Below are 26,475 nucleotides of genomic sequence, written 5' to 3' on the forward strand. Positions count from 1 at the left end.
CGCACCCGCAATGCTATTTCGCTCGTCTGCGAAAGTAGCTGTCCACCGCCTGTGCACTGCATTGAGCCTGGGCCTGCTGCCCACGCTTGGATTCGCAGGCCTGCAGCGCCGGATGAATGGCAGCGTAGTTCACCACGACGTTCTCGTTCGGTCGCAGCAGGGCGTAGTAGCAGATCATCCCGCGGTACACCGAATAGACCGGCGCCTTGATGGGGCGCAGGCCGCCGTACACCTCGGCCACTGTTTCGCGCGCCATGTCCGCATACCAGGCCGGGCGGCCCGGTTCTGCCAGTGCGCGCGCCAGCACGCTCTGCCGGTCCTCGCCACGGCTGTGCGCGTCGAGGATCTTCGCGGAGAAGTCGAGCGCGTCATAAGCGCCCTTGCTGAGGTCGCACCCGGTCATCGCCTGGGCAGGGGCAGCCGCCAGCAGGGCCAGCGGGAGCAGCAGGGTGAGCGTCTTCATGACCGGATTCAGCGTCCATCGGGGAGCGCCCAATTCTGCCAGAACCGCCCGGCAGGGTGACTAACGACACATTCGCTATACCGGACTTCGCACTACTGTTGACTCCAACATAGTGGAGGGCCGGTCATGAGCGAGGACGACGTCCACCTGAAGAAGTTCCAGAAGGAGCTCAGCGCCGGAACCGTGTCGCTGGCCCTGCTGGCGGTGCTGGCCCGGGCCGGGGAGCCGCTGTACGGCTACCTGATCGCCAAGGAGCTGGAGCGCGTGGGCGAGGGCGTCCTGAGCGGCAAGCAGAGCGCGCTGTACCCGGTGCTGCGCAACCTGGAGGCTGCCGGCCTGCTGGAAAGCCATGTCGAGCCGTCCAGCAGTGGCCCGCCGCGGCGCTACTACCGCATCAATGAACGTGGCCATGAGGTGCTGGCGCAGTGGCGCCAGGCCTGGCAGGCCACCCGCGATTCCGTCGATTCCGTGTTGGAGGGGGTACCGCAATGAACGAGCAGAACCTGGCAGGCAGTGGCCTGCCCACCACGATCGCGCAGTACCTGGCGCAGCTGCGCGCGGCGCTGCAGGGTGCCGATCCGGCGATGGTGCAGGATGCCCTGTACGACGCCGAGGAGTACCTGCGCTCCGAACTGGCCGCGCAGCCGGGCCGCAGCGAGGCCGACGTCATCGCCGATGTGGCCGGCAGCTACGGCGCGCCGGAGGAAGTGGCCGAGATCTATCGCGAGACCGAGGTGACGGTGAACCGCGCGCTGCGTACGCCGCGTGCCGACACCAGCCCGGTGCTGCGCGCCGCCGCCGAGGCCAGTGGCGTGGCACCGGCTGCGCCGACCCCTGCGCCGGCGCAGCGTTCGCTGATGGCGCGCTTCTTCGGCGTCGTGCTGGACCCGCACACCTATGGCGCGCTGTTCTACATGCTGCTGTCGCTGGCTACGGGCACCTTCTTCTTCACCTGGGTGGTGACCGGGCTGTCGCTGTCGCTGGGCCTGATGATCCTGATCATCGGCATACCGCTGACGGTGCTGTTCTTCGGCTCGGTGCGCGGGCTGGCGCTGCTGGAAGGGCGGCTGGTGGAAGCGCTGCTGGGCGAGCGCATGCCGCGCCGGCCGCAGTACACCGACCGCAGCCGCACCTGGCTGCAGCGCATCGGCGACATGTTCACCGACGGTCGCACCTGGCTGACGCTGCTGTACTTCCTGCTGATGCTGCCGCTGGGCATCGTCTACTTCACCATCGCGGTGACCCTGCTGGCGGTGTCGCTGGCCTTCATCTGGTCGCCGGTGGCGGCACTGTTCGACTCGACCGCGCCGAGCATCTACATCGATGGCACCAACATGCTGCCGCTGGCGTTCACGCCGGTGCTGGCGGTGGTGGGCGCGCTGCTGCTGCTGGTGACGATGCACCTGGCACGCGGCATCGGCAAGCTGCATGGGCTGCTGGCGAAGAACCTGCTGGTGCGGTTGTAACCGCAGAGGGGGCGGAGCCCGCACTGGTAGGTGCCAACCTTGGTTGGCACGCATCGCGCTGGGGTCAGAGCCCTTTCCGTTGGAAAGGGCTCTGACCCCACGGCGGGGTCTTACCCCGCCTTGCGCCGCAACGGGGTGACGTTGCTCTTCTTCTTCGTGGCCTTGGCGGCCGGTGCTTCGGCATGGGCGGCGAAGAAATCGCGCACCTTCGGGTACACCACTTCGCGCCAGCGGCGGCCGCTGAAGATGCCGTAGTGGCCGGCGCCTTCGACGATGAAGTGCTCGCGGCGGTCGGCCGCGATGCCGGTGCACAGCGCCTGCGCCGCTTCGGTCTGGCCGAGGCCGGCGATGTCATCCAGCTCGCCTTCGATGCTCAGCAGGGCGGTATCGCGGATGGCCGACGGGTCGACCTTCTCGCCGTTGACCACCCACTCGCCACGCGGCAGCAGGAAGTCCTGGAACACCACCGAAATGGTATCCAGGTAGTACTTGGCCGGCATGTCGAGCACGGCGTTGTACTCGTCGTAGAAATTGCGGTGCGCGTCGGCGTCTTCCAGATCGCCCTTGACCAGGTCGGTGTAGAAATCCCAGTGCGAGCTGAAGTGGCGGCTGGGGTTCATCGACAGGAAGCCGGCGTGCTGCAGGAAGCCCGGGTACACGCGACGGCCGGCGCCGGGGTAGCTGGCCGGCACGGTGTGGATGACGTTGTTCTCGAACCACGACAGCGGGTTCTGCGTGGCCAGGTTGTTCACTGCGGTGGGGCTGCAGCGCGCATCGATCGGGCCACCCATCATCACCAGCGTGCGCGGGGTCGGCTCGCCACGGCTCGCCATCAGCGAAACCGCAGCCAATACCGGCACGGTCGGCTGGCACACGCTCACCACGTGCAGGCGCTCGACGCCGAGGTGGCGGATGAATTCCTGGATGTAGGCGATGTAATCGTCCAGGCCGAACTCACCTTCGCTGGCCGGCACCATGCGCGCGTCCACCCAGTCGGTGACGTACACGCGGTGGTCGCGCAGCAGCGTGCGCACGGTATCGCGCAGCAGCGTGGCGTGGTGGCCCGACAGCGGCGCCACCACCAGCACGAACGGCTGGTTGAGCATGGTGTGCAGCTGGTCGGCTTCGTTGCTGTGGCGCTTGAAGCGCAGCAGCTTGCAGAACGGCTTGCTCACTTCCTCATGCACGACGATCGGCACGCGTTCGCCTTCGACCTCGATTTCGTTGATGCCCCATTCGGGCTTCTCGTAATCCTTGCCGATGCGATGGAAGAGTTCATTGACCGCCGCCAGGCGATCAGCGCCCGGCATCTGCGACCACCAGTGGCCCTGGTTGGCGAAGAATTTGGCGTTGGCCTGGGCCTGGTGCACCCAGGGGGCGAGCAGGTTGCGGGTCAGTTCGTGTAGTTGATAGAGCATGACGACCGAATATGTATGGTCATATGTTGCCGCGCAGCATATCCCATCCGGGTGTCCCGCAGGTTAAGTCGGGCAAAAATAATGAATCCGGATTCACATCTTTTCCAGCGCGGCGGCCTCGTCGGCCAGGCCGGGGCCCAGCCACAGGTGTGAACCGATGGCCTGCAGGCCCTGGCGGCCCAGCTCGCGGCGGTACCAGCGCGCCGGCCGGGCCTGGAAGCCCTCGTGATCGCCGTCGAACTCATCTTCGGCGGCAAAGGTCTCCAGGAAGGCCACGCTGCCGGTCAGCTCGGCCACGCCGGCCAGGCCGGCCCGCAGCTCGCGGTCGGGCACGTAGTGCATCACGTCCGAACACACCAGCAGGTCGACCGGGGCGCAGGGCCGCAGCCAGGCGAAATCACCGAAGCTGGCCATGTGCAGGTTGCGGGTACGTCCGTAACGGCGCACAGCGTACTCGCTGCTGTCGAAGCCAAGGTATTGGACCTTCGGACGCAGCTTCAGCAGTGGCGCGCGCCAGGCGCCTTCGCCGCAGCCGATGTCGAGCACGCTGCGCACCGGTCGTTCCAGGTAGTACTCGGCGGTGGCCACGGCCAGGGCGACCTTGCGCGCCAGGCGGGCACTGCCGCCGATGTCGGCACGGCGGTACCAGCGTTGGAAATAGGCGGCGTCGTAGGTCTTGTCCATGGGGCAGGGCACGCTTGAGGGCGGAAACGGCGCCTATCGTAAGGCGTCGCGGCCACGGGTGCGTCGATTGGCCACGCCATGCGTGGCTGCGATGGTGCGGTGGGCAGCCATCCATGGGATGGCTCTACTGTGGTGCGGCAATTGGCCGCGGCATCCACCCATGGGGTGGCTCTACTGCGACCGGCGGGCGAACCGGCAGTAGAGCCACGCCATGCGTGGCTGCGATGGTGCGGTGGGCAGCCATCCATGGGATGGCTCTACTGCGACCGGCGGGCGAACCGGCAGTAGAGCCACGCCATGCGTGGCTGCGATGGTGAGTGCGTCGATTGGCCGCGGCATCCACCCATGGGGTGGCTCTACTGCGACAATGGGCGGCCATCCCCGCCAGCCGCTGGAGCAAGCGCATGCAGAGCTATTACTGGGTCAAGACCTTCCACATCGTGTTCGTGGTGGCCTGGATGGCAACGGTGTTCTACCTGCCGCGCATCCTGGTGAACCTGGCCGAAACCGCGGGCCAGCCGGCGGTGGGCGAGCGCCTGCAGCTGATGGGCCTGCGCCTGTACCGCTTCGGTCATTCGATGTTCGGGCTGGCCTTCGTGCTGGGCCTGGTGCTGTGGCTGGGCTACAAGGTCATCCCCGATTTCCCGACCATGGTCGCGCCCGGTGGCGCCGGCTGGCTGCACGCCAAGCTGGGCCTGGTGGTGCTGCTGCTGGTGTATTTCATCTGGACCGGGCGCCTGCTGAAGGGCGTGGCCAAGGGCCGTGCGCTGCCGTCCTCGCGCGCGCTGCGCTGGATCAATGAAATCCCGCTGCTGGCCTTCATTCCGATTGTCTGGCTGGTGCTGGCCAAGCCGTTCTGAGGCGCGGATGCCGTCAACGTGCAAATGAAAAGAGCCGGGCATCTGCCCGGCTCTTTCGTTTCTGCAACCCTGCATGGTGCCGGCCAGCGGCCGGCACTACCGGGGTCATGCGGCTTCGTAGGTGCCGTAGCTGCGCAGGCGCGTGTAGCGCTGTTCCAGCAGCTGTTCGGTGGACAGGCCGTCCAGCGCTTCCAGCTCGTTCAGCAGCACGGCCTTCAGGCGCTTGCCCATCTGGGTCGGGTTGCGATGTGCGCCACCGGTCGGCTCGCGCACGACCTTGTCGACCAGGCCCAGGCTCTTCAGGCGCGGGGCGGTCAGGCCCAGCTGTTCGGCAGCGTCCTTGGCCTTGCCGGCGTCCTTCCACAGGATCGAGGCGCAGCCTTCCGGGGTGATCGTCGAGTACACCGCGTACTCCAGCATCACCGTGCGGTCGCCCACGCCCAGCGCCAGCGCGCCGCCGGAACCACCTTCACCGATGACGGTGCAGATGATCGGCACCTTCAGCTCGGCCATTTCCATCAGATTGCGGGCGATCGCCTCGGACTGGCCGCGCGATTCGGCGTCGATGCCCGGCCAGGCACCGGCGGTGTCGATCAGGGTCAGCACCGGCAGGCCGAAGCGTTCGGCCATCTTCATCAGGCGCAGGGCCTTGCGGTAGCCCTCCGGCTTGGGCATGCCGAAGTTGCGCTTGATCTTTTCCTTGGTGTCGCGGCCCTTCTGGTGGCCGATCACCATCACCGAGCGGCCGTTGATGCGGGCCAGGCCACCCATGATGGCCTTGTCGTCGGCGAAGGCGCGGTCACCGGCCAGTTCCTGGAATTCATCGAAGATGATGCGCAGGTAATCGGCGGTGTACGGACGCGACGGATGGCGGGCCAGCTGCAGCACCTGCCACGAGGTCAGGTTGCGGAAGATCTGCGCGGTGCGCAGGCGCAGCTTGTCCTGCAGGGCGTGAACCTCGGCCTCGACATTGACCGCCGGTCCGGCACTGGCGTTGCGCAGTTCCTGGATCTTGGCTTCCAGGTCGGCGATGGGTTGCTCGAAGTCGAGGTAGTTCGGATTCATCGGAAGCCGTCGTGTAAAGAAGAGGGGAATTCTAGCCGAATGCGCAGCAATGGCCCGTACGCCTTCGTCTGGAAGGCGACGGTACCCCAGCCGGGCAGGGGGCGCCAGTCAGCTCAGGGCAGGACCACGGCGCTGCGGGCCATTTCGGTGCTGCGGATAGTGACGAAGTCGTTGTAGGCCTGGTTGGCCGCCACCGGCAGCTTCGAGCCCAGCGTCGCGGTGGCCTGGGTGAACGCCATGCTGGCCTGGAAGTCTTCCTTGCGCAGGGCCTTCTGCTCGGCCGCGGTGCTGGCCTTCAGCCAACGCGCGTAGAGATCGCGCAGCGGGCCGGCGTGGGCCTCGAAGGCCGGATCCAGGGCGGGCAGGCTGGCCGGGGCCGGTTCCAGGGTGTAGACCGGGGCCACGTAACCGGCCGGCTGCTCACGCTTGAACGCGCCCGGTTCGCCCATGCCTTCCTCGACATAGGTGATGAAGTCGGGCGCGGTGAAGATCTTGGTGCTGATCTTGCCGCCTGAGGAATCAACATGGGCCACGATCTGTTCCTGCGGGAATGGCTCGCGCACGCCGAAGTTCCAGGTCTTGTCGATGAACAGGCCGTGGAACTTGTCGAACGGACCCTTGAACGCCACGCCGCCGATCTCGATGCCCAGGCCGCTGGCGCCGAAGTTCTTCAGCTTGTCTTCGCCGGTGACGTAGATCTCGCGCGCGGTGACGTACTCGCTCAGGGTCGGATTGATCAGGCCGCCACGGCTGTCGACGTAGACGATGAAGCGCACATCGCCCAGGCGCTGGGTATGCAGGGTGTGCTCGCCCGGCGCCAGGCTGACCGGGCGCGAGGCGTTGGGTGCCACCGGCAGGTCCTTGCCATCGATGCTGATGGCAAGCGGCGTGGCGGTCGGGTTGTCGATCTCGAAATCGACCTTGGACGAACAGGCGGCCAGGGCCATAGCGGCGAAGACAGGGAACAGCAGTTTCATGACGCTCTATCGTCCTTGATGGCAACAACGGAAAAACAAGACGCGTGGGCCAGCCTCAGTTGGCCCACGGCGGGCTGTAGCGCACTTTCAGCGTGCGCACGGCCGGATCGGCGCGCAGCGCCTCCATCAACTTGGAGTCGATGCGCACCGCGCTCTGCCCGGACACGTCGAGCATGCCGGCCACGCCGCCCTGCGGGCCCTTCAGCAGCAGGTCCAGGCGCAGCGGCGTACGCCCGGGGCGATGGCGGTCGAGCAGGGCATTGACGCGTTCCCAGACCGGGCGCTGCTGGCGCAGGTCCAGGCGCAGCGACAGGCGCGTGGCGTAGTTGGCGCAGACCTCATCGAAGTCCCAGCACTGGCGGATGCGCAGCGCGTAGCCGCCGTTGAACTCGTCCTCGCGCAGGCCGCCCTTGACCACCAGAATGCGGTCCTTGGTCATCAGGTGGCCGAACTCGGCCATGGCGTCGGAGAACGCGCTGCACTCGACGCGGCCGCGGCCGTCCTCGAGCTGGATGAAGATCTGGCTTTCGCCCTTGCGGCGCACGCCGACCACCTGGCCGGCCAGCACGGTCGGCACTTCCGGGCGCCAGCGCTTCTCGCCGCCGTTGCCACCGCCGCCACCGCTGTTGCTGGAACTCCAGATCTTTTCCACCGAGCCCAGGTCGTTGCCGACCAGGTCGCGCACATCGTCGCGCCAAGGGTCGAACGGATGGCCGCTGAGGTAGAAACCGAGCGTGTCGCGCTCGCCGTTCAGGCGCTGCAGCAGCGGCCATTCCTCGGCTTCGACCAGGTCCAGCTGGATGGTCACCGTGCTCGGGTCGGGGCCGCCGAACAGCGAGTTCTGGCCCGAGGCACGCTCGCGCGCCATCTGCTCGGTGGCCTTGATCACTTCCGGCAGCTGCAGCATCAACGAGGCGCGGTTGTGGCCCAGTTCGTCCAGCGCGCCGCAGTTGATCATCGCTTCCAGCGTGCGCCGGTTGAGCTTGGCCGAACCGACGCGGGTGCAGAAGTCGAGCAGGTCCTTGTAGTCGCCGCCCTTCAGGCGCTCGTCCACCACGGCTTCGCAGGCACCCTGGCCGACGCCCTTGATCGCGCCCAGGCCGTACTGGATGGTGTCCGGCGTGACCGCTTCGAACATGAACGCAGAGTGGTTCACCTTCGGCGGCAGCACGGTCAGGCCGAGGTTGCGCACCTCGTCCAGGAAGCCGACCACCTTTTCGGTGTTGTCCAGGTCCGAGGACAGCGTGGCCGCCATGAACTCGGCCGGGTAATGGCGCTTGAGCCAGGCGGTCTGGTAGCTGACCAGCGCGTAGGCGGCGGCGTGCGACTTGTTGAAGCCGTAGCCGGCGAACTTCTCCATCAGGTCGAAGATCGCATCGGCCTTGGCTTCGTCGACGCCGTCCTTGGCCGCACCCTCGCGGAAGATCTCGCGGTGCTTGGCCATTTCGGCCGGCACCTTCTTGCCCATCGCACGGCGCAGCAGGTCGGCGCCGCCCAGCGAGTAGCCGCCGACGATCTGCGCCATCTGCATCACCTGCTCCTGGTACACCATGATGCCGTAGGTGTCTTTCAGGATCGCTTCGGTGCGCGGATCGGGATAGATGATTTCTTCCTGGCCGTGCTTACGCGCGTTGAAGGAAGGAATCAGGTCCATCGGGCCGGGTCGGTACAGCGACACCAGCGCGATGAGGTCTTCGAAACGGTCGGGGCGCGCGTCCTTCAGCAGGCGGCGCATGCCCGAGGATTCGAACTGGAACACCGCGCCGGTGTTGCCGTTGGCGAAGATGTCCTTGTAGGTGGGCGCATCGTCCAGCGGGATCGCGGCGATATCCACCGGCGGGATGCCGGCGCGCTCGTGGCGCTTGTTGATCGCCTTCACCGCCCAGTCGATGATCGTCAGCGTGCGCAGGCCGAGGAAGTCGAACTTCACCAGGCCGACTTCTTCCACGTCGTTCTTGTCGAACTGGGTGACCGGGTTCTTGCCCAGGCCGTTCTCATCGTGTTCGGCGTACAGCGGGCAGAACTCGCTCAGCGGCTCGGGCCCGATCACCACGCCACCGGCGTGCTTGCCGGCGTTGCGGGTCAGGTCTTCCAGCTGCAGCGCCAGGTCGATCAGGTCGCGGACATCGTCCTCGCTCTCGTAGCGCTGGATCAGTTCGGCCGACGCCATTTCCGAGCTCGGGCCTTCCTTGCCCTTGCCCAGCGCATCCTTCAGGTGGATGCCGAGGATGTTCGGGATCAGCTTGGAAACGCCGTCCACCAGGCCGTACGGGAAGCCCAGTACGCGGCCGGAGTCGCGCACCACGGCCTTGGCCGCCATGGTGCCGTAGGTGATGATCTGGCTGACGCGTTCGCGGCCGTACTTGCGCGCGACGTAGTCGATCACCTCGTCGCGGCGGTCCATGCAGAAGTCGATGTCGAAGTCGGGCATCGACACGCGTTCCGGGTTTAGGAATCGCTCGAACAGCAGGTTGTACGGCAGCGGGTCCAGATCGGTGATCTTCAGCGCCCACGCCACCAGCGAACCGGCACCCGAACCACGGCCGGGGCCGATCGGGATGCCCTGGTTCTTGCCCCACTGGATGAAGTCGGCAACGATCAGGAAGTAACCCGGGAAGCCCATCTTGATGATGGTGTTGAGCTCGAACTCCAGGCGTTCGAAATACTCTTCGCGGGTCTTGCCCGGCGCCAGCGGATTCTTCTGCAGGCGCTCTTCCAGGCCGTCGCGCGACATCTTCTGGATCCAGGTGTCCAGGGTCTCGTCGTCGGGCACCGGGTAGTTGGGCAGGAAGTAGGTGCCCAGCCGCATCTCGATGTTGCAGCGCTCGGCCAGGGCCAGCGTGTTGTCGATCGCATCGGGGATGTCGGCGAACAGCGCGCACATCTCCTCGGCCGACTTCAGGTACTGCTGGTCGCTGTACTCGCGCGGGCGCTTGGGATCGTCCAGCACGCGGCTGGTGGAAATGCATACGCGTGCTTCGTGCGCGCTGAAATCGGTCGGCGCCAGGAAGCGCACGTCGTTGCTGGCCACCACCGGCAGGCCGCGCTGGCCAGCGGCCATCAGCGCGAATCGGTTGAAGGTTTCCTCGCCATCGCGGCCGGTGCGGGTCAGCTCCAGGTGCAGGCCATCGCCGAACGCGCGCTGCCAGTCGGCCAGCTGCTGCTCGGCCAGATCGTGCTTGCCGTCCAGCGCCAGGCGGCCGGCCAGGCTGTCACGGCCGGCCAGGGCGAACAGGTTGGCGTTGCCGGCCTTCAGCCAGTCCGGGTGGATGGCCACGCCGCCTTCGGGACGGTGGCCTTCCATCCAGGCGCGGGTCAGCAGCCGCGACAGGCTCAGGTAGCCCTCGCGGTCGCGGCACAGCAGGGTCATCCGCCACGGGTCCTGGCCGTCCTCGGTGATCATCACGTCGGCGCCGGCAATGGGCTTGATGCCCACGCCTTCGGCGGCCTTGTAGAACTTGACCAGGGCGAACAGGTTGTTCAGGTCGGTCACCGCCAGCGCGGGCATGCCGAGTTCGACCGAGCGCGACAGCAGGTTGGCCTGCTTGGCCTTTTTAGGGTCCGCCTGGTCCGGTTTGGCCGGCACGCGGATGGTCGAGTCCGCCAGCGAGAACTCGGTGTGGACGTGGAGATGTACGAAGCGGGAGTTGGACATGCCGGACCAGGTTGGAGCGCGCGGGCCCCGGGTGCTGACGGGGGAATCGTCGCCGGGGTCGGGAAGCGCTGGAGTGCCCGGTCAGGGTAGCGAGGGCAGGGGGTGGCGACAAGGCTTGACGGTACGGCGATTGCGCGATTGCCGCCGGTGCGTTCACGCGTTCATGGTAGCGCCGGGCCATGCCCAGCGGCCGTCGTTCAGGCAATCGCGATGGCGGCGGCCACAGCCTGCGGGCTTTCCAGGCATTCGCGCACCGGGGCGAAGCTGCGGCGGTGCTCGTCGCAGGGACCGTGCGTGCGCAGCGCGGCCAGGTGGGCCGGGGTGCCGTAGCCCTTGTGCTGGTCGAAGCCATACTGCGGGTGTCGCACGTGCAGGTCCTGCATGTAGCGGTCGCGCGAGACCTTGGCCAGGATCGAGGCGGCCATGATCGCGCGGTCGATGCCATCACCGCCGACCAGCGCCTGCGCCGGCAGCACCAGGCCCTTGGGCACGACGTTGCCATCGATGCGGGCGAAGCCGGCCACGTGGGCCACGGCCGCCACCACATCGCGCATGCCCTGCAGGGTGGCCTGGTAGATGTTCAGGCGGTCGATGGCGTTCACGTCCACCAGCACCACTTTCCAGGCCAGCGCCCGTTCGATGATGCGGTCGTGCAGCTGTTCGCGGCGCGCCGCGGTCAGCTGCTTGGAATCGTCCAGGCCGTTGATGCGCGGCCGCGCCGGGTCGAACACCACGGCGGCCACGGCCACCGGGCCGGCCAAGGGCCCGCGGCCGGCTTCGTCGACGCCGGCCACCAGACGCTCGGGCTCGACCACCGCCGCGCCGTCGAACAGGGCCAAGCTGGCCGCAGCGGCAGCGCGACGGCTCATGCGGGTTCCTGGTTGCGCACCAGCAGCTCGCCCACCGCGTCGGCGGCACGGGCCGAGGCATTGCGGCGCAGGCGTTCGTGCAGGCGCTCGTAGGTGCCCTGCAGGTCGGCGGTGCGCTGCGGGTGGTCGAACCACTGCTGGATGGCAGCAGCCAGCTTGTCCGGCGTGCAGTCGTGCTGCATCAGTTCCGGGGCAAGATCCTGCGCGGCGAGGATGTTGGGCAGGGCGAAGCGGTCGACCTTGATCAGCCCCAGCGCCTTCACCAGGCGGTAGGTCAGTTCGTTGACCCGGTAGCCGACCACCATCGGACGCTTCACCAGCATGGCCTCCAGGGTGGCCGTGCCGGAGGCCAGCACCACCACGTCGGCAGCGATCATCGCCGTGCGGGCCTGGCCATCGAGGACATGCGAGTACGCCACCGGCAGCGCCGAACGCGACAGCTGTTCCTCGATCAGGCGGCGGCAGGCGGCGTTGGCCGCCGGCACCACCACGTGCAGGCCGGGGATGCGTTCGGAGACCTGCCAGGCCGCTTCGAAGAACGGTTCGCCCAGGCGCGAGATCTCGCCCAGGCGGCTGCCCGGCAGCACCGCCAGCACCTTGGCCGAAGCGGGCAGGCCGAGCGCGGCACGGGCTGCGTCGCGGTCACCGTGCAGCGGAATGTCATCGGCCATCGGGTGGCCGACAAAACGCGCATCGATGCCGTGCTTTGCATAGATGGGCGGCTCCATCGGGAACAGGCACAGCACCAGGTCGGCACTGCTGCCGATCTTCTCCGCGCGCTTCTCGCGCCAGGCCCAGACCGAGGGGCTGACGTAGTGCACGGTGGGAATGCCGCGCTGCTTGAGCCAACGCTCGATGCCCAGGTTGAAATCCGGGGCGTCGATGCCGATGAACACATCCGGCTGCCATTCCAGCGCACGCTCGCGGAACGCCGAGCGCAGCTTGAGCAGGCGCGGCAGGTGGCGCAGCACTTCGGTCAGGCCCATCACCGCCAGCTCGCTGGCGTCGTGCCAGGTCTGGCAGCCGGCGGTGCGCATGGCATCGCCGCCGATACCGGCGAATTCGGCATGCGGGAAGCGGGCCTTCAGCTCACGCACCAGGCCCGCACCGAGCAGGTCGCCGGAGGCTTCGCCCGCCACCAGCGCGATCCGCAACGGGCGCTCGCTGAGCACCCGCTGCGCCGGCACGCTGCCGGCCATCGAGGCCAGCGGGATGACGGCAGCGCCGGCCGGCGCCTGGCCGGTCGTGCTGCTCATCGCAGCAGGTGCCTCTCGGTGTGCTCGATGAAGTCCAGCATGGAGCGGACGTCATCGCTGGCCTGTGCCTGCTCGGCCAGCTGCTGCTTGGCTTCGGCCAGCGGCAGGCCGGCCACGTACAGGGTGCGGTAGGCACGCTTGATGGCGGTGATGCGCTCGGCGTCGAAGCCGCGGCGCTTGAGGCCTTCGCTGTTGATGCCACGCGGGCGGCCCAGCGAATCGGTGCCGACCATGGTGAACGGCGGCACATCGCCGTTGGTCAGCGCGCCCATGCCGAGGAAGGCGTGGGCACCGATGCGGCAGAACTGGTGGGCACCGGCGAAGCCGCTGATGATCACGTAGTCGCCGACGGTGACATGCCCGGCCAGGGTGGTGTTGTTGGAGAACACGCAGAAGTTGCCGACGTGGCAGTCGTGGGCCACGTGCGTGTACGCCAGCATCCAGTTGTCGTCGCCGATGGTGGTGATGCCACCGCCGCCGCCGGTGCCGCGGTTGAGGGTGACGAACTCGCGGAACACGTTGCGGTCGCCGATCACCAGTTCGGTGCGTTCGCCGGCGAACTTCTTGTCCTGCGGCTCGCCGCCGACCGCGACGTGGCCGATGAAACGGTTGTCGCGGCCGATCCGGGTCGGGCCGTGGATGCTGCAGTGCGGACCGACTTCGGTGCCGGCGCCGATCTCGACGTCGGGACCGATGATCGTGAACGCGCCCACGCGGACGTCGTCGGCCAGCCGTGCCGACGGATCGATCACCGCGGTGGGATGGATTAGGGGAGCGCTATCGGTCATCTCGTTCCTCCGTACAGGGTCAATCGCGGGTGCCGGCGCACAGCACCTCGGCGCAGGCGACGACTTCACCGTCGACCTTGGCCACGCAGTCATACACGGCCATGTTGCGGATCACGCGCTTGATCTCGACGTGCATTTCCAGCACGTCACCCGGCACCACCTGCTTGGTGAAGCGGGCCTTGTCGACCTTGACCATGTAGAACAGCTTGGACTGCGAATCGCGGCCCAGGGTGAGCTGGGTCAGCACGCCGCCGGCCTGGGCCATGGCTTCGATGATCAGCACGCCCGGCATGATCGGCTGGTTGGGGAAGTGGCCCTGGAAGAACGGCTCGTTGATGCTGACGTTCTTGGTGGCGACGATCTTGCGGGCTTCGTAGTCGATCGACAGCACTTTGTCGACCAGCAGGAACGGGTAGCGGTGCGGCAGCAGCGTCTGGATCTGTGCCATGTCCGGCAGGGTCTGGGGCTGGCTCATTCTTTCTCCTTGCTCACAGACAGGATGCGACGGGCCAGTGCATCAAGCTGCTTGAAGCGCGCGGCGTTCTTGCGCCACGTGCGGTTGTCGGTCAGGGGCGTTCCGGACGAGTATTCGCCCGGCTCGGTGATGGAGTTGCGGACCACCGACTTACCGGTGATCACGACCTTGTCGCAGATTTCCAGGTGGCCGACGACGCCAACGGCGCCGCCGAGCAGGCAGTAACGGCCGATCTTGGCGCTGCCGGCGATGCCGGTGCAGCCGGCGATGGCCGAGTGGGCGCCGATCTGCACGTTGTGCGCGATCTGCACCAGGTTGTCCAGGCGCACGTCTTCGGCCAGCACGGTGTCTTCCAGCGCACCGCGGTCGACGCAGGTATTGGCGCCGATCTCGCAGTCGTCGCCGATGCGCACGCCACCCAGCTGCGGCACCTTGATCCACTTGCCGGCGTCCATCGCCAGGCCGAAGCCATCGGCGCCGAGCACGGCACCCGGATGGATGCGCACGCGCTTGCCGAGCTTCACGCGGGTGACCAGGGTGACGCGGGCGATCAGTTCGCAGCCGCTGTCGAGGGTGCAGTCTTCGCCGATGATGCTGCCGGCGCCGATGATGCAGTTCTCGCCGACCACGCTGCGCGCACCGATGGTGACGAACGGGCCGATGTGGGCGCTGGCGGCCACCTGGGCCTGCGGGTCGATGACCGCGCTGGGGTGGATGCCCGGCTCACGCACCGGCGCGACGTCGAACAGCGCGGCGATCTTGGCGAAGGTGGTGTAGGGATCCTTGGCGACGAGCGCGGCGCCGGGGGCGGCCTCGGCGTCTTCGGCACGCAGGACCACCAGCGAGGCCTGGCTGTCGGCCAGCTGCGCGCGGTAGCGCGGGTTGGCAAGGAAGGTCAGCTGGCCGGCACCGGCATGGGCGAGGGTGGCCACGCCACGGATGGCGGTGGCGGGGTCGCCATGGACCTGCAGGCCGAACTGATCGGCGAGTTGCTGGGCGGTGTAGGTAGGAGTATTCACGGCGGGAGTTTAACGTGTGGAGCCAGTCCGGTCATGCGGCGCGGTTCCACGGCCAACGGCAGGGCCCCTCGTGGCTTGCAGGATAAGGCCCGTGGCAGGGTCGGACGGGTAGGACCAGCGGGGGACGGCGCAAGTACGTCCATGTAGCCTTGGTCGCCGCATCCATGCGGCTCACACCCCCGCCGGCCCCACCCGTCCGCCCCCCCGACAGGCTGGCGCGAGTGCCAGCCACGGAAAAACAGAAAAAATCAAAAGCAGTTCGCCCGCCGCGCTCGCGCAGGCACCCGAAAACGAAAACGCCGGGCAGAGCCCGGCGCTTCGTAACCCGTCTGGTGGAGAGCCCCCCTTCTGTTAAGGGGGGCGCGCCAACGGCGCGGGGGATAGGTGAAATGCGGGGGCAATTCACCGGAGGTGGCGCGGTTCTGAGGAGCTTCGCTCCTTAGAACTGACCACCGAACGTGAATTGCAGGCGTTCGATTTCGTCGCCGTCCTTCTTCTTCAGCGGGAACGCGTAGCTGATCGAGATCGGGCCGACCGGGGCGCGCCACAGCAGGGCCACACCGGTGGACACGCGCAGCTCGTTGGCCTTGAAGTTGCCGGTGCCGTTGTAGACGTTACCGAAGTCGACGAAGGCCGACACGCGAGCCGACGGGCTGTCGAACAGGCGCGGGAAGTACGCTTCGACCGAGCCGACGGTCTTCACCGAGCCACCCAGCGGCTGGCCGTTCGGGTAACCCGAGGTCACCTCGCGCGGGCCGAGGGTGTTGTCTTCAAAGCCGCGCACCGAATTGGTGCCGCCGGCGTAGAAGTTCTCGTAGAACGGCAGGCCCGAGGCGGTCACCGTCTTGATGTAATCCGAGGAGGCCGGGGTGCAGTCCACGGTCTGGGTCGGGTTCGGATTGTCGGTGGTCGGCGCGGTGTAGCAGATGTTGCGGGTGTAATCCTTGCCGTAGCTGTCGCCGTAGCCGATTTCCGCACGGGTGTTGATCACCAGCGACGGCATGATCGGCCAGTACTTGCTGATCTGGTAGTTCAGCTTGAAGTACTCGACGGTCGAACCCGGCAGGGTGGTTTCCAGGCCGATGCGCTGGTAGGTACCGCGGGTCGGCATGAAGTAATCGTTGCGCGAATCGCGCGCCCAGCCCAGCTCGGTGCGCCAGGCGTGGAAGGTGCGCGTGCCGATGGCATTGATGTAGTCGATGATCGACTGCGGGGTGGAGCCCGCGTACGTCGTGATCTGGTTGCTGTCGATGCCGAACATCAGCGAAACGCTGTCGGTCTCGGTCAGCGGCACGCCGAACACCACCTGCGCCGAACCATTGGTGCTGTTGTACTGCGCGGTGTTGAAGTCGGAGTAATCCAGTTCGCGCCAGGACAGGTTGTAGCCCAGCGACACGCCGTCATCGGTGAAGTACGGGTTGGTGTAGCTGAAGCCGTAGCGCTGCAGGTAGCTGCTGCGCGAGGCTTCCACCGACACGCGGTTGCCGCCGCCGAGGAAGTTGTTCTGCGACAACTGCACCGAGGTGGTCATGCCGTAGGACTGCGAGTAGCCCAGGCCGAACACGAAGCTGCCCGAGGTGGTTTCCTTGACGTTGTAGACCACGTCGACCTGGTCGTTGCTGCCACTGACCGGCGGGGTTTCAACGTCCACCGACTCGAAGTAGCCCAGGCGCTGCAGGCGGATCTTGGAACGGTCGATCGCGGCCTGCGAGTACCAGCTGTTCTCGAACTGGCGCATTTCGCGACGCATCACTTCGTCGGAGGTGCGGGTGTTGCCCTTGAAGATGATCCGGCGCACCGACACGCGCGGGCCGGGGACGACCTGCATGTTCACCGCGACGGTCTGCTCGGCACGGTTGGTGGTCGGGATCGGGTTCACCTTGGCGAACGCGTAGCCGATGTTGGACAGCGAATTGGTGATCGCGTCGGAGCTGAACTCCAGCAGCGCACGCGAGAACGTGTCGCCGGCGCGCTGCACGACCATGCGCTCGACATCTTCCTGCGGCAGGACGGTGTCACCGCTGACCTTGATCTCGGAGATCTTGTACTGGTTGCCCTCGGTCACGCCGGCCGTCACGAACATGTCGCGCTTGTCCGGGCTGATCGAGACCTGGGTCGAGTCGATGCTGAAGTCGACGTAGCCGCGGTCCAGGTACCAGGAGTTCAGCTTTTCCAGGTCACCGGACAGCTTCTCCTTGGAGTACTGGTCATCGCGGCGGTACCACGACGCCCAGTTGTGCTCCTTGGATTCCCAGGTTTCCAGGATGTCCTCGCTGGCGTACTTCTCGGTACCGACCAGGTTGACGTGCTGGATCTTGGCGGCCTTGCCCTCCTTGATCGCGATGGCGATGTCCACGCGGTTGCGGTCCAGCGGGCTCACCGTCGGGGTGATCTCGACGTTGTACTTGCCACGGTCGTTGTACTGGCGGCGCAGTTCCTGCGTCACGCGGTCCAGGCTCAGGCGGTCGAAGGTGCCGCCCTCGGTCAGGCCGATGTCGGACAGGCCCTTGAGCAGCTGGTCGGACTTGATGTCCTTGTTGCCGGTCACGGTCAGCTTGTTGATCGCCGGGCGTTCCTTGACGGTCACGACCAGGATGTTGCCCTGGCGATCCAGCTGCACGTCTTCGAAGAAGCCGGTCTTGTAGAGGGCGCGGATGGTCTCGCCGACCTTGCTGTCGGTGACCGTCTCGCCACGTTCCACCGGCAGGTAGGTGAACACCGTACCCGAACTGATGCGCTGCAGGCCGTCGACGCGGATGTCGCTGACAGTGAAGGGCTCGGCTGCCTGGGCCAGGGCGGGAGCGCCGGTGACGGCGGCGAGGGCGAGGGCCAGCAGGCGGCGATTGGGGAGTCGCGTCATGTCACGTCCGGTAGGAAGGTCGATTTCATTGGTACGGGATGCCGGCGCTGTAGACGCCAAAAACGTGGAAAAGTTCATCGCGGGACCAGGCCGAGGATGTCGTTGTAGAACGCCAGCCCCATCAGCCCGGCCAGCAACGCAAGGCCGATGTACTGACCTGCGGCGATGGCACGCTCGCTCAGCGGGCTGCCCTTGACCAACTCGATAAGGTAATACAGCAGGTGCCCGCCGTCCAAGATGGGAATCGGCAGCAGGTTGATGATGCACAGGCTCAGCGACAGCAACGCAAGGAACTGCAGGAACCAATCGAGGCCGCGTTTGGCCGAAACATTGGCCACGCGGGCGATGGTGACCGGGCCGGAAACGTTCTGCAGCGAGGCTTTGCCGGTGACGATGCGGGCCATCATGCCCAGCGAATCGGAGGCCAGGCGGCCGGTTTCGCGCACGGCCACGGTCACCGCATCAAGCGGCCCGTAGCGCATCAGGGTGTCGTAGGCGGGGCTGAACGCGCCGGAGAAGCCCACGCCGATCTGCCAGACCGGCTTGCCCTGGCCGTCCTTGCCCGGGCGCGGGGTCACTTCCAGCGCCAGGCGCTCGCCACCGCGCAGTACTTCGATCATGCCCGGGCCACCACGGCGGCCCAGTTCCTGGATCTGCGCGCTGACCTGGTCGGCGCCTTCGATGCGCTGGCCGTCGATGGCCACGATCAGGTCACCCGACTGCAGCAGGCCGGCCACGGCCGAATCGGCGGTCAGGCTGTCCACCTGCGCCGGCTGCAGCGATGCCTGCCACTGCAGGCCGGCCAGGCTCGGCACGCGGCGTTCATCGAAGCCGGCCGGCAGCTGCGACAGCGGCAGCGTGCGCTTGCGCACCTGGTCGCTGCTGTCCAGCACCTCCAGGGTCACGTCACGCCGGTCCATCGCCGCCGCGGTCAGGGCCATGCTGGCATCGCCCAGGGTGACCACGTCGCGGTCGTCCACGCGCAGCACGCGGTCGCCGCTGGCCAGGCCGGCGCTGGCGGCGATGCCGGTGGTGCGGCCGATGGTGGCCGAATAATCCTGCTTGCCGATCACGAACATCGCCCACAGCAGCAGGATGCACAGCAGCAGGTTGGCGATGGGGCCGGCGGCAACGATCGCGATGCGCTGCCAGACGGTCTTGTGGTTGAAGGCCTGCCCGCGCTCATGCGGGTGCACCTCGACCTCGCGCTCGTCGAGGAACTTCACATACCCGCCCAGCGGCAGGGCGGCGATGGCGAACTCGGTGCCGTGCTTGTCGCGGCGCGACCACAGCGGGCGGCCGAAGCCGACCGAGAAGCGCAGCACCTTCACCCCACAGAGGCGGCCCACCGCGTAGTGCCCGAATTCGTGGAAGGTGACCAGCAGCCCGAGGCTGACGATCATCCACCAGACCGATCCGATGAAGTCAGTCATGCAGGCTCACGGTGGCGGGCAATGGCAGCGGCGTCATGCGGTATGGGCGTGGCGTTCAGGCGGCGTCGATGGCGTTCAGGGTCAACTGGCGGGCCCGCTGGTCGGCGGACAACAGGCCGTCCAGTGTATCGGCTGCTTCGGTCGGCAGTGTTGAAAGAGCGTTAGCAACCAGCGCGGGAATGCTCAGGAAACCGATCCGGCCCTGAAGAAACGCTGAAACGGCCTCTTCATTGGCCGCGTTCAGCACCGCCGGAGCAGTGCCGCCGGCCTGCATCGCCTGCCAGGCCAGGGCCAGACAGGGGAAGGCCTCGGTGTCCGGGGCTTCGAAATCGAGCCGGCCCTGGGCCAGCAGGTCCAGCCCGGACACGCCCGATTCGATGCGCTGCGGCCAGCCCAGGCCCACGGCCAGGGTGGTGCGCATGTCCGGCAGGCCCAGCTGGGCCAGGGTCGAGCCGTCGACGAACTCGACCAGCGAATGGACCAGGCTCTGCGGGTGGACCAGCACCTCGATGCGCTCGCCGGGCACCTTGAACAGGTGGTGCGCCTCGATCACTTCCAGGCCTTTGTTCATCAACGTCGCCGAATCGACCGAGATCTTCGGGCCCATGGACCACTTCGGGTGGGCAACGGCCTGGGCCGGGGTCACCTGTTCCAGTTCGGCGCGGCTGCGGCCACGGAACGGGCCGCCCGAGGCGGTCAGCAGGATCCGGCGCACGCCGGCCCCGTCCAGGCTGGCATCACGCGAGCGCAGGCACTGGAAGATCGCGCTGTGCTCGCTGTCGATCGGGATGATCTCGGCGCCGGCACGCTCGGCGGTGCGGGTCAGCAGTTCGCCGGCCAGCACCAGCGATTCCTTGTTGGCCAGCAGGATGCGCTTGCCGGCGGCGGCAGCGGCCAGGGTCGAGGACAGGCCGGCGGCGCCGACGATGGCGGCCACCACGGTGTCGCAGGCATCGCTGGCGGCCAGCTGGTCCAGGGCGGCAGCGCCGGCGTGGGCCTCGGTGGCCAGACCTGCGTCGCGCAGGCCGTCGCGCAGCTCGGTGTACAGGCTTTCGTCGGCGATGACCGCATGCGCGGGCCGGTGCTGGCGGCACAGCGCCAGCAGCGCCTGCACCTGGCGGCCGGCGGCGAGCACGGTGGCCTGGTAGCGCTGCGGATGGCGGGCGATCACGTCCAGCGTGGAGGCGCCAATCGAGCCGGTGGCGCCGAATACGGCGACCCGGCGCAGGTCTGCAACAGCATCCATGGTCAGAATCCGAAGATTTCCTTGCCCAGCGCGAACACCGGCAGGGCAGCCAGCACACCGTCGACGCGGTCCAGCACGCCGCCGTGGCCAGGAATGAGGTGGCCCGAATCCTTGGCGCCGGCATGGCGCTTGATCAGGCTTTCGTACAGGTCACCCAGCACCGAGGCGAACACGGCCACCACCGAGGTGACCAGCAGGCCCGGCAGGTGCGCGACGTCCACGCCGGCCAGCCAGCCCAAGCCGACGGCCACGGCGACACCGGCCAGCAGGCCGCCGAACAGGCCTTCCCAGGTCTTGTTGGGGCTGATGCGCGGGGCCAGCTTGTGCTTGCCGAAGTGGCGGCCGGCGAAATAGGCGCCCGAATCGGCGGCCCACACCAGCGCCAGCGCGGCCAGCAGCCACAGGTGGCCGTTGTGGCCCGGCGGATCGCCGCCGGCATGGATCAGGACCAGCGAGGCCCAGGCCGGGACGATGGCGAGGGTGCCGGCCAGCAGCTTGAAGATGCGGGCGGGACTGCCCGGCTGCGCGCCGAAGGTGAAAAAGCGCAGCCAGACCAGGGCGGCCAGCCACCAGGCCACGCCAACCAGGGTCGCCAGCTGGAACAGCACCAGCGAACTGCCATCGGCCCAGACCATCAGCACCATCAGCAGCAGGTTCAGCACCAGCAGCACGGTACGGGCGAGGGTATCTTCGATGCCGGCCAGCTTCAGCCATTCCCACAGGCCGATCAGGAACACGGCGGCGGCGGCGGCAGCCAGCCACTGGGTAGGCAGCAGCAGGATCGCGGCAATGGCCACCGGCGCCATGATCAGCGCGGCGAGAACTCGGGTCTTGGTCATGGGCTGGGCGTCTCGGTGGCCAGGGCGGCGATCTGGGCGCTGGTCAGGCCGAAGCGGCGTTCACGGCTGGCGTAGGCGTCCAGCGCCTGCTGCAGCTGCTCGGAATCAAAGTCCGGCCACAGTGCCTCGGTGAACCACAGCTCGGTATACGCCAGCTGCCACAGCAGGAAGTTGCTGATGCGGGTATCGCCACCGGTGCGGATGAACAGGTCCGGCGGCGGCAGGTCGGCCAGGGCGACCTGGCGGCCCAGCAGCGATTCGTCGATCTGCTCGGGCAGCAGCCGGCCGGCAGCCACTTCCGCGGCCAGCGCACGGGCGGCGCGGGCGATGTCCTGGCGGCCACCGTAGCTGGCGGCGATCGACAGGGTCAGCGTGGTGTTGTCGGCGGTGCGCTGTTCGGCCAGCTGCATGCGACTGACCAGCCCGGCGCCGAAGCGCTCGCGTTCGCCGATGAAGCGCACGCGTACGCCACGGCGATGCAGCTCGTCCACTTCACGGTCGAGGGCGCCGAGGAACAGCTTCATCAGGGCATCGACTTCTTCCTGCGGGCGGCCCCAGTTCTCGCTGGAGAACGCGAACAGGGTCAGCGCCGGAATGCCCAGTTCAAGGCAACGGTCGATGGTGCGGTTGACCGCGCGCGCGCCGGCACGGTGGCCGATCACGCGCGGGCGGCGGCGCTGCTGTGCCCAGCGCCCGTTGCCATCCATGATGATGGCGACGTGGCGGGGCAGGGCGGCCGGCAACGGAGGCGGGACTGAAGGCATCGACTTCAGACCGACAACAGTTCCTTTTCCTTGTCGGCGACGACCTTGTCGACGTCCTTGATGCTGCTGTCAGTCAGCTTCTGGATGTCGTCTTCGCCGCGCTTCTTCTCGTCTTCGCTGATCGCCTTGTCCTTGACCAGCTTGGCCACTTCCTTGTTGGCGTCCTGACGGATGTTGCGGATGGCGATCTTGGCGCCTTCGCCTTCCTTCTGCACCTGCTTGGCCAGCTCCTTGCGGCGCTCTTCGGTCGGCGGCGGCATGTTGATGCGGATGGCCGCGCCCAGCGTGTTCGGGGTGAACTCGTGGTTGTACAGGCCCTTCTCGATTTCCTTGATCATGCTCTTGTCGAAGGGCGTGACCAGCAGCGAGTGGGCATCGGCGTTGGAGATCGACGCGACCTGGTTCAGCGGGGTGCTGGCGTTGCCGTAGGCATTGACCGTGACGCGGTCCAGCAGGGCGGGAGTGGCACGCCCGGTGCGGATCGAGGTGAGGGTGTGCTTCAGAGCGTCGATGCTCTTGGCCATGCGCGTCTGCGCGTTGTTCTTGATGTCGTTGAGCATCGCCCGGGTCCTGGATGTAACTGGAATCGGGCGATTATAGGCGAATACGGGACGCTGACGGGCCTGGATCGGCCCGCAGCACGCCTGCCGCTCAGGCTCAGGCCGGATCGCGGCCCTGGACCAGGGTGCCGATGTTGGCGCCGCCGAGGATCTTCAGCAGCTCGCCCGGCTGGCCCATGTCGAACACGCGCATCGGCAGGTCGCTGTCACGGGCCAGGGCGAAGGCCGCGGTATCCATGACTTCCAGGCCGCGGCGGATCACTTCGTCGTAGCTCAGGCTGTCGAAGCGGACCGCGTCGCTGTGCTTGTTCGGGTCCTTGTCGTACACGCCATCGACCTTGGTGGCCTTCAGCAGCAGGTCCGCGCCGATCTCGATCGCGCGCAGGGCAGCGCCCGAGTCGGTGGTGAAGAACGGGCTGCCGACGCCGGCGGCGAAGATCACCAGGCGGCCCTTTTCCAGGTGGCGGATGGCGCGGCGGCGGATGTAGTCCTCGCACACGTCGTTGATCTTGATGGCGCTCATCACGCGGGCCTTGGCGCCGAGCTTCTCCAGCGCGTCCTGCATGGCCAGGGCGTTGATGACCGTGGCCAGCATGCCCATCTGGTCGCCGGTGACGCGGTCCATGCCGCCTGCGGCCAGGCCGGCGCCGCGGAAGATGTTGCCGCCGCCGATCACCAGCGCCACTTCGGCGCCCGCCTGCTGGGCCTCGATCACTTCACGGGCCAGGCGGTTGATGATCTTCGGGTCGATGCCGTAGTCCTCATCTCCCATCAGCGCCTCCCCGGACAGTTTCAGAAGGATGCGGCGATAGGCGAGCTTGGACATATGGACCTCGTGAGCGTGGAAATCGCGGGGGATTCTACGCGCATGCGGCGCGCGGCCAAAGCATTTTGTGCACTGCGGCGCAGAAGGCTGCACTGCCCCGTTCAGCCGGGGCAGCGGGTTCAGCCCAGTTCGGCACCTGCGGTGGCAGACAGCTCATCATGCCCCAGTTCGCCGGGCGAGCGCGCGATGACGCGGTTACGGCCCAGGTTCTTGGAGCGGTACAGCACGTCATCGGCCGCCCGCAGCAGGTCCTGCACGCCGGCAAAGCGCTCGTAACCGCCCTGGGTGGCCACGCCGGCGGAGAAGGTCACGAACAGTGGCCCGCCCTCCAGCTCGACCATCGGGGTGGAGACGATGCTGGCCAGTACGCGGCGGATGACGTCCAGGGCCGTCGCTTCGCTGGTGTTGGGCAGCAGTGCCACGAATTCCTCGCCGCCGAAGCGGGCCACGGTGTCGCTGTTGCGCAGCTGGCCCTGCAGCTTGCTGGCGAACACGCGCAGCACCTCGTCACCGGTCAGGTGGCCGTGGGCATCGTTGATCTTCTTGAAATCGTCCAGGTCGATGAAGGCCACCGACAGCGGCCAGCCATGCCGGCCGGCGCGCTGGAACTCCTGGTCGAGCACGGTTTCCAGCTGGCGGCGGTTGAGCACGCCGGTGAGGGCGTCACGGTGGGCCTGGTCGGCCAGGCGCTTGGCCCGCGCCTCGAATTCGTCGGCGCGGCGGCGCGCCTGCTCGGCATCCTGCATCTCACGCAGGTTGCGCAGCGTGGTCAGTTCCTGCGCATGGTCGATCAGCTCGCGCACGCGGGAGGGCGAGCTGAGGCCGGTCTCGAACAGGCTGGCGATGTCCGGCAGCGCGTCGCTGATGCGCGCCAGCACCTGGTCGAAGCGCGCGCTGTCCAGCTGCAGGCGCTCGTGGACCTCGTGCAGGGCGCGTTCGCGCGCGCCGTCGGCATCCTCGTCCAGCCAGATGTCGGCGACCGCGCCTGAGAGCTGTACGCAGGCCTGGAATGCATTGTCGGTGGCGGGCTCGGACTCGCTCAGGCGGATGCTGTCCACCAGGTAGCGCGGCAGGCCCCACTGTTCGGCCACCCAGGCGCCGACGTCGGCGTGGGTGCAGCCCAGTTCCTCGCGTTCGCGGGCGAGCAGGTCCAGGTTGCCGCCGGCTTCGCGCAGCAGGGGCAGGTAACGCTCGGATTCGGCCTGGGCCAGGCACAGCACGCCCATGTCCTGCAGCAGGCCGGCCAGCATCAGCTCTTCCAGCCGGCGCAGGCCGCGGGCCTGGCCCAGCTGGCTGGCGGCCAGGGCGCTGAGGATGCTGCGCTTCCAGGCGCGCTGGCGCAGGTCGTGGTCTGCGCCGCTGCCACCGGTCAGGCCCTGGGTGACGGTGAAGCCCAGCGCCAGGCTGATGGTGGCGTTGAGGCCGAGCATGGTCAGTGCCTGGCCGAGGTTCTCGATGCGGCGCCGGCTGGCATACAGCGGCGAGTTGGCGATGCGCAGCATGCGAGCGCTCAGCGCCATGTCGATGGCGATGATGTCGGCGGCGGTGGCGATGTCCGCTTCCGGGTCCTGGGCCAGTTCGATGATGCGCAGGGCAATACCGGGAGGCGAGGGCAGGTTGCGGCACAGCGCCAGGGCAGCAGTCAGCTCAGGAGGCATGTCGGATCGTTCAATTCCATTAGGACAAGAATACCTAGGGATACATCACAGTCTGCGACTTCTGTTCCTGTTATGCGATTGCGTATTCCCCTGTGTCGAGTATCGGCTTGAATGGCGGATAACGCAAAGATCCTTGTTCTGGACGTGCGCACCAACGGTGCGCACCCACAGGGGGGGCAAGGGTGTGCGCACCAGCGGTGCGCACCCACAGCGGGCAGGGGTGTGCGCACCAGCGGTGCGCACCCACAGGTCTACAGGCCCACGGGCATAAAAAAAGAGCCGCGGTTTCCCGCGGCTCCTTCTGGTCGTTTCGCAGCCGGTGGGCTGGAATCAGACCTGCATCGCCTTGGCAACTTCGGCGGCGTAGTCTTCCACCACCTTCTCGATGCCTTCACCGACGACCAGCAGCTGGAAGCCAGCCACGTCGGCGCCGGCGGCCTTGACCACCTGCTCGACGGTGGTGTCGCCCAGCACGTAGGTCTGGCCGTACAGGGTCACTTCGCTGACGATCTTGTTGATCTTGCCGGCGATGATCTTTTCCAGGATGTCGGCCGGCTTGGACTTGTCCTTCTCGGACATCTTGGCCAGTTCGATTTCCTTTTCCTTTTCCACGAACTCGGCCGGCACATCGGCAGCCTTGTTGTGCGGCGGCTTCAGCGCAGCCACGTGCATGGCCAGGCCGCGGGCCAGCTCGACGTCGCCGCCGATCAGGTCAACCAGCACGCCGACCTTGCCGTTGGTGTGGACGTAGGCACCGACGTTGCCGGTGGTGTCGACCTTGACCAGGCGACGGATCTGGATGTTTTCACCCAGCTTCTGGATCGCGGTGGCGCGGGCTTCTTCGACGGTTTCGCCGGAGGCCAGCTTGGCGGTCTTCAGGGCTTCGGCGTCAACGGCGCCCGATGCCAGGGCGGCAGCGGCGACGGAATCGACGAAGTTCTTGAAGTTGACGTCGTTGGCAACGAAGTCGGTTTCCGAGTTGATCTCGACCAGCACGGCCTTGCCGCCGTCCTGGGCCAGGCCCAGACGGCCTTCAGCGGCCACGCGGTCAGCCTTCTTGTCGGCCTTGGCGGCGCCCGACTTGCGCAGGGCTTCAGCAGCGGCGTTGATGTCGCCGCCGGCTTCGGTCAGCGCCTTCTTGCATTCCATCATGCCGGCGCCGGTGCGCTCGCGCAGTTCCTTGACCAGGGAAGCAGTGATTTCCACGGGATTACCTCACGAAAGAAAGGGGATGGGCCGGCATGGTGGCCGGCCCGTGTGACAGTGTCCGGTCGCCGCGCCATCGGCAGCGGTC

At 67.2% G+C, this 26,475-nt stretch carries 22 protein-coding genes and 1 pseudogene; 3 read left to right on the forward strand and 20 right to left on the reverse strand.

Going from position 1 to position 26,475, the window contains the following annotated elements; genetic code table 11:
- Window positions 1-13 precede the first annotated feature (13 nt).
- A complete protein-coding gene (locus C1925_RS07155) occupies window positions 14-463 on the reverse strand; it encodes a hypothetical protein (RefSeq protein ID WP_108768288.1) in 450 nt (149 codons plus the stop codon).
- A 126-nt stretch (window positions 464-589) separates the two neighbouring features.
- On the opposite strand from C1925_RS07155, the gene C1925_RS07160 reads away from it, so the two are divergent.
- Entirely contained in the window at window positions 590-955 is a 366-nt protein-coding gene (locus C1925_RS07160) for a PadR family transcriptional regulator (RefSeq protein WP_108768289.1), read from the forward strand.
- On the forward strand, window positions 952-1,929 hold the full coding sequence (locus C1925_RS07165) for a sensor domain-containing protein (protein WP_108768290.1): 978 nt from the start codon (window positions 952-954) through the stop codon (window positions 1,927-1,929). The genes C1925_RS07160 and C1925_RS07165 overlap by 4 nt, the downstream gene beginning before the upstream one ends.
- 110 nt (window positions 1,930-2,039) lie before the next feature.
- Here the strand turns inward: C1925_RS07165 and phaZ are convergent, their stop codons facing one another.
- Both phaZ and C1925_RS07175 read right to left on the reverse strand, forming a co-directional pair.
- Entirely contained in the window at window positions 2,040-3,347 is a 1,308-nt protein-coding gene (gene phaZ, locus C1925_RS07170) for a polyhydroxyalkanoate depolymerase (protein ID WP_108768291.1), read from the reverse strand.
- 93 nt (window positions 3,348-3,440) lie between these two features.
- The gene (locus C1925_RS07175; RefSeq protein ID WP_108768292.1) at window positions 3,441-4,031 is read right to left on the reverse strand and encodes a class I SAM-dependent methyltransferase; all 591 of its coding nucleotides are present in this window, start codon (window positions 4,029-4,031) and stop codon (window positions 3,441-3,443) included.
- A 404-nt stretch (window positions 4,032-4,435) separates the two neighbouring features.
- On the opposite strand from C1925_RS07175, the gene C1925_RS07180 reads away from it, so the two are divergent.
- Window positions 4,436-4,891, forward strand: a complete 456-nt coding sequence (locus tag C1925_RS07180; RefSeq protein WP_108764551.1) for a CopD family protein — start codon at window positions 4,436-4,438, stop codon at window positions 4,889-4,891.
- 105 nt (window positions 4,892-4,996) lie between these two features.
- On the opposite strand, the gene C1925_RS07185 is transcribed toward C1925_RS07180, so the two are convergent.
- The 17 genes and pseudogenes from C1925_RS07185 to tsf all read right to left on the reverse strand — a co-directional run bounded on the left by C1925_RS07185 (window position 4,997) and on the right by tsf (window position 26,387).
- Window positions 4,997-5,956 carry an acetyl-CoA carboxylase carboxyltransferase subunit alpha gene (locus C1925_RS07185; RefSeq protein WP_108768293.1) on the reverse strand — a complete coding sequence of 320 codons (960 nt, stop codon included), beginning with the start codon at window positions 5,954-5,956 and terminating at the stop codon, window positions 4,997-4,999.
- Window positions 5,957-6,069: 113 nt separating this feature from the next.
- On the reverse strand, window positions 6,070-6,933 hold the full coding sequence (locus C1925_RS07190) for a hypothetical protein (protein ID WP_108768294.1): 864 nt from the start codon (window positions 6,931-6,933) through the stop codon (window positions 6,070-6,072).
- 55 nt (window positions 6,934-6,988) lie between these two features.
- Complete coding sequence (dnaE, locus tag C1925_RS07195; RefSeq protein ID WP_108768295.1) at window positions 6,989-10,588, reverse strand: DNA polymerase III subunit alpha; 3,600 nt, start codon at window positions 10,586-10,588, stop codon at window positions 6,989-6,991.
- Window positions 10,589-10,785: 197 nt separating this feature from the next.
- Entirely contained in the window at window positions 10,786-11,457 is a 672-nt protein-coding gene (locus C1925_RS07200; protein WP_108768296.1) for a ribonuclease HII, read from the reverse strand.
- A pseudogene (lpxB, locus tag C1925_RS07205) lies at window positions 11,454-12,617 on the reverse strand (lipid-A-disaccharide synthase); the annotation flags it as partial. The pseudogene lpxB and the gene C1925_RS07200, both read right to left, overlap by 4 nt.
- A 92-nt stretch (window positions 12,618-12,709) precedes the next feature.
- On the reverse strand, window positions 12,710-13,501 hold the full coding sequence (gene lpxA / locus C1925_RS07210; RefSeq protein WP_108768298.1) for an acyl-ACP--UDP-N-acetylglucosamine O-acyltransferase: 792 nt from the start codon (window positions 13,499-13,501) through the stop codon (window positions 12,710-12,712).
- A gap of 19 nt (window positions 13,502-13,520) precedes the next feature.
- Window positions 13,521-13,976 (reverse strand): 3-hydroxyacyl-ACP dehydratase FabZ, encoded by a 456-nt coding sequence (gene fabZ, locus C1925_RS07215; RefSeq protein WP_079221248.1) that lies wholly within the window; start codon window positions 13,974-13,976, stop codon window positions 13,521-13,523.
- Window positions 13,973-14,995: a UDP-3-O-(3-hydroxymyristoyl)glucosamine N-acyltransferase gene (gene lpxD / locus C1925_RS07220; protein WP_108768299.1), complete on the reverse strand. Its 1,023-nt coding sequence runs from the start codon at window positions 14,993-14,995 to the stop codon at window positions 13,973-13,975. Before lpxD ends, fabZ begins: the two co-directional genes overlap by 4 nt.
- A gap of 439 nt (window positions 14,996-15,434) precedes the next feature.
- Window positions 15,435-17,855, reverse strand: coding sequence for an outer membrane protein assembly factor BamA (gene bamA / locus C1925_RS07225; RefSeq protein WP_108768300.1), 2,421 nt, complete (start codon window positions 17,853-17,855; stop codon window positions 15,435-15,437).
- A gap of 74 nt (window positions 17,856-17,929) precedes the next feature.
- The gene (gene rseP, locus C1925_RS07230; protein WP_108768301.1) at window positions 17,930-19,288 is read right to left on the reverse strand and encodes an RIP metalloprotease RseP; all 1,359 of its coding nucleotides are present in this window, start codon (window positions 19,286-19,288) and stop codon (window positions 17,930-17,932) included.
- A 55-nt stretch (window positions 19,289-19,343) separates the two neighbouring features.
- Complete coding sequence (locus C1925_RS07235; protein ID WP_108768302.1) at window positions 19,344-20,534, reverse strand: 1-deoxy-D-xylulose-5-phosphate reductoisomerase; 1,191 nt, start codon at window positions 20,532-20,534, stop codon at window positions 19,344-19,346.
- A gap of 2 nt (window positions 20,535-20,536) precedes the next feature.
- Window positions 20,537-21,373: a phosphatidate cytidylyltransferase gene (locus C1925_RS07240; RefSeq protein WP_108768303.1), complete on the reverse strand. Its 837-nt coding sequence runs from the start codon at window positions 21,371-21,373 to the stop codon at window positions 20,537-20,539.
- On the reverse strand, window positions 21,370-22,137 hold the full coding sequence (gene uppS / locus C1925_RS07245; RefSeq protein WP_108768304.1) for a polyprenyl diphosphate synthase: 768 nt from the start codon (window positions 22,135-22,137) through the stop codon (window positions 21,370-21,372). Before uppS ends, C1925_RS07240 begins: the two co-directional genes overlap by 4 nt.
- Before the next feature lie 5 nt (window positions 22,138-22,142).
- The gene (gene frr, locus C1925_RS07250; protein WP_108768305.1) at window positions 22,143-22,697 is read right to left on the reverse strand and encodes a ribosome recycling factor; all 555 of its coding nucleotides are present in this window, start codon (window positions 22,695-22,697) and stop codon (window positions 22,143-22,145) included.
- 97 nt (window positions 22,698-22,794) lie between these two features.
- Window positions 22,795-23,523, reverse strand: a complete 729-nt coding sequence (pyrH, locus tag C1925_RS07255) for a UMP kinase (protein WP_079221256.1) — start codon at window positions 23,521-23,523, stop codon at window positions 22,795-22,797.
- A 119-nt stretch (window positions 23,524-23,642) separates the two neighbouring features.
- Window positions 23,643-25,181, reverse strand: coding sequence for a GGDEF domain-containing protein (locus tag C1925_RS07260; RefSeq protein ID WP_108768306.1), 1,539 nt, complete (start codon window positions 25,179-25,181; stop codon window positions 23,643-23,645).
- Window positions 25,182-25,511: 330 nt separating this feature from the next.
- A complete protein-coding gene (gene tsf / locus C1925_RS07265; protein WP_108768307.1) occupies window positions 25,512-26,387 on the reverse strand; it encodes a translation elongation factor Ts in 876 nt (291 codons plus the stop codon).
- Window positions 26,388-26,475: the final 88 nt, after the last annotated feature.

Origin of the sequence: Stenotrophomonas sp. SAU14A_NAIMI4_5, from assembly GCF_003086795.1 — a bacterium.
GTDB lineage: Bacteria > Pseudomonadota > Gammaproteobacteria > Xanthomonadales > Xanthomonadaceae > Stenotrophomonas.

What these genes read in the sequence shown, in the direction of transcription:
- C1925_RS07155 (WP_108768288.1), bottom strand. Translation starts at nt 463, where the DNA reads ATGAAGACGCTCACCCTGCTGCTCCCGCTGGCCCTGCTGGCGGCTGCC.
- C1925_RS07165 (WP_108768290.1), top strand. Translation starts at nt 952, where the DNA reads ATGAACGAGCAGAACCTGGCAGGCAGTGGCCTGCCCACCACGATCGCG.
- rseP (WP_108768301.1), bottom strand. Translation starts at nt 19,288, where the DNA reads ATGACTGACTTCATCGGATCGGTCTGGTGGATGATCGTCAGCCTCGGG.
- uppS (WP_108768304.1), bottom strand. Translation starts at nt 22,137, where the DNA reads ATGCCTTCAGTCCCGCCTCCGTTGCCGGCCGCCCTGCCCCGCCACGTC.
- C1925_RS07160 (WP_108768289.1), top strand. Translation starts at nt 590, where the DNA reads ATGAGCGAGGACGACGTCCACCTGAAGAAGTTCCAGAAGGAGCTCAGC.
- pyrH (WP_079221256.1), bottom strand. Translation starts at nt 23,523, where the DNA reads ATGTCCAAGCTCGCCTATCGCCGCATCCTTCTGAAACTGTCCGGGGAG.
- C1925_RS07185 (WP_108768293.1), bottom strand. Translation starts at nt 5,956, where the DNA reads ATGAATCCGAACTACCTCGACTTCGAGCAACCCATCGCCGACCTGGAA.
- frr (WP_108768305.1), bottom strand. Translation starts at nt 22,697, where the DNA reads ATGCTCAACGACATCAAGAACAACGCGCAGACGCGCATGGCCAAGAGC.
- C1925_RS07200 (WP_108768296.1), bottom strand. Translation starts at nt 11,457, where the DNA reads ATGAGCCGTCGCGCTGCCGCTGCGGCCAGCTTGGCCCTGTTCGACGGC.
- C1925_RS07260 (WP_108768306.1), bottom strand. Translation starts at nt 25,181, where the DNA reads ATGCCTCCTGAGCTGACTGCTGCCCTGGCGCTGTGCCGCAACCTGCCC.
- fabZ (WP_079221248.1), bottom strand. Translation starts at nt 13,976, where the DNA reads ATGAGCCAGCCCCAGACCCTGCCGGACATGGCACAGATCCAGACGCTG.
- C1925_RS07235 (WP_108768302.1), bottom strand. Translation starts at nt 20,534, where the DNA reads ATGGATGCTGTTGCAGACCTGCGCCGGGTCGCCGTATTCGGCGCCACC.
- C1925_RS07175 (WP_108768292.1), bottom strand. Translation starts at nt 4,031, where the DNA reads ATGGACAAGACCTACGACGCCGCCTATTTCCAACGCTGGTACCGCCGT.
- phaZ (WP_108768291.1), bottom strand. Translation starts at nt 3,347, where the DNA reads ATGCTCTATCAACTACACGAACTGACCCGCAACCTGCTCGCCCCCTGG.
- dnaE (WP_108768295.1), bottom strand. Translation starts at nt 10,588, where the DNA reads ATGTCCAACTCCCGCTTCGTACATCTCCACGTCCACACCGAGTTCTCG.
- C1925_RS07190 (WP_108768294.1), bottom strand. Translation starts at nt 6,933, where the DNA reads ATGAAACTGCTGTTCCCTGTCTTCGCCGCTATGGCCCTGGCCGCCTGT.
- C1925_RS07240 (WP_108768303.1), bottom strand. Translation starts at nt 21,373, where the DNA reads ATGACCAAGACCCGAGTTCTCGCCGCGCTGATCATGGCGCCGGTGGCC.
- C1925_RS07180 (WP_108764551.1), top strand. Translation starts at nt 4,436, where the DNA reads ATGCAGAGCTATTACTGGGTCAAGACCTTCCACATCGTGTTCGTGGTG.
- bamA (WP_108768300.1), bottom strand. Translation starts at nt 17,855, where the DNA reads ATGACGCGACTCCCCAATCGCCGCCTGCTGGCCCTCGCCCTCGCCGCC.
- lpxA (WP_108768298.1), bottom strand. Translation starts at nt 13,501, where the DNA reads ATGACCGATAGCGCTCCCCTAATCCATCCCACCGCGGTGATCGATCCG.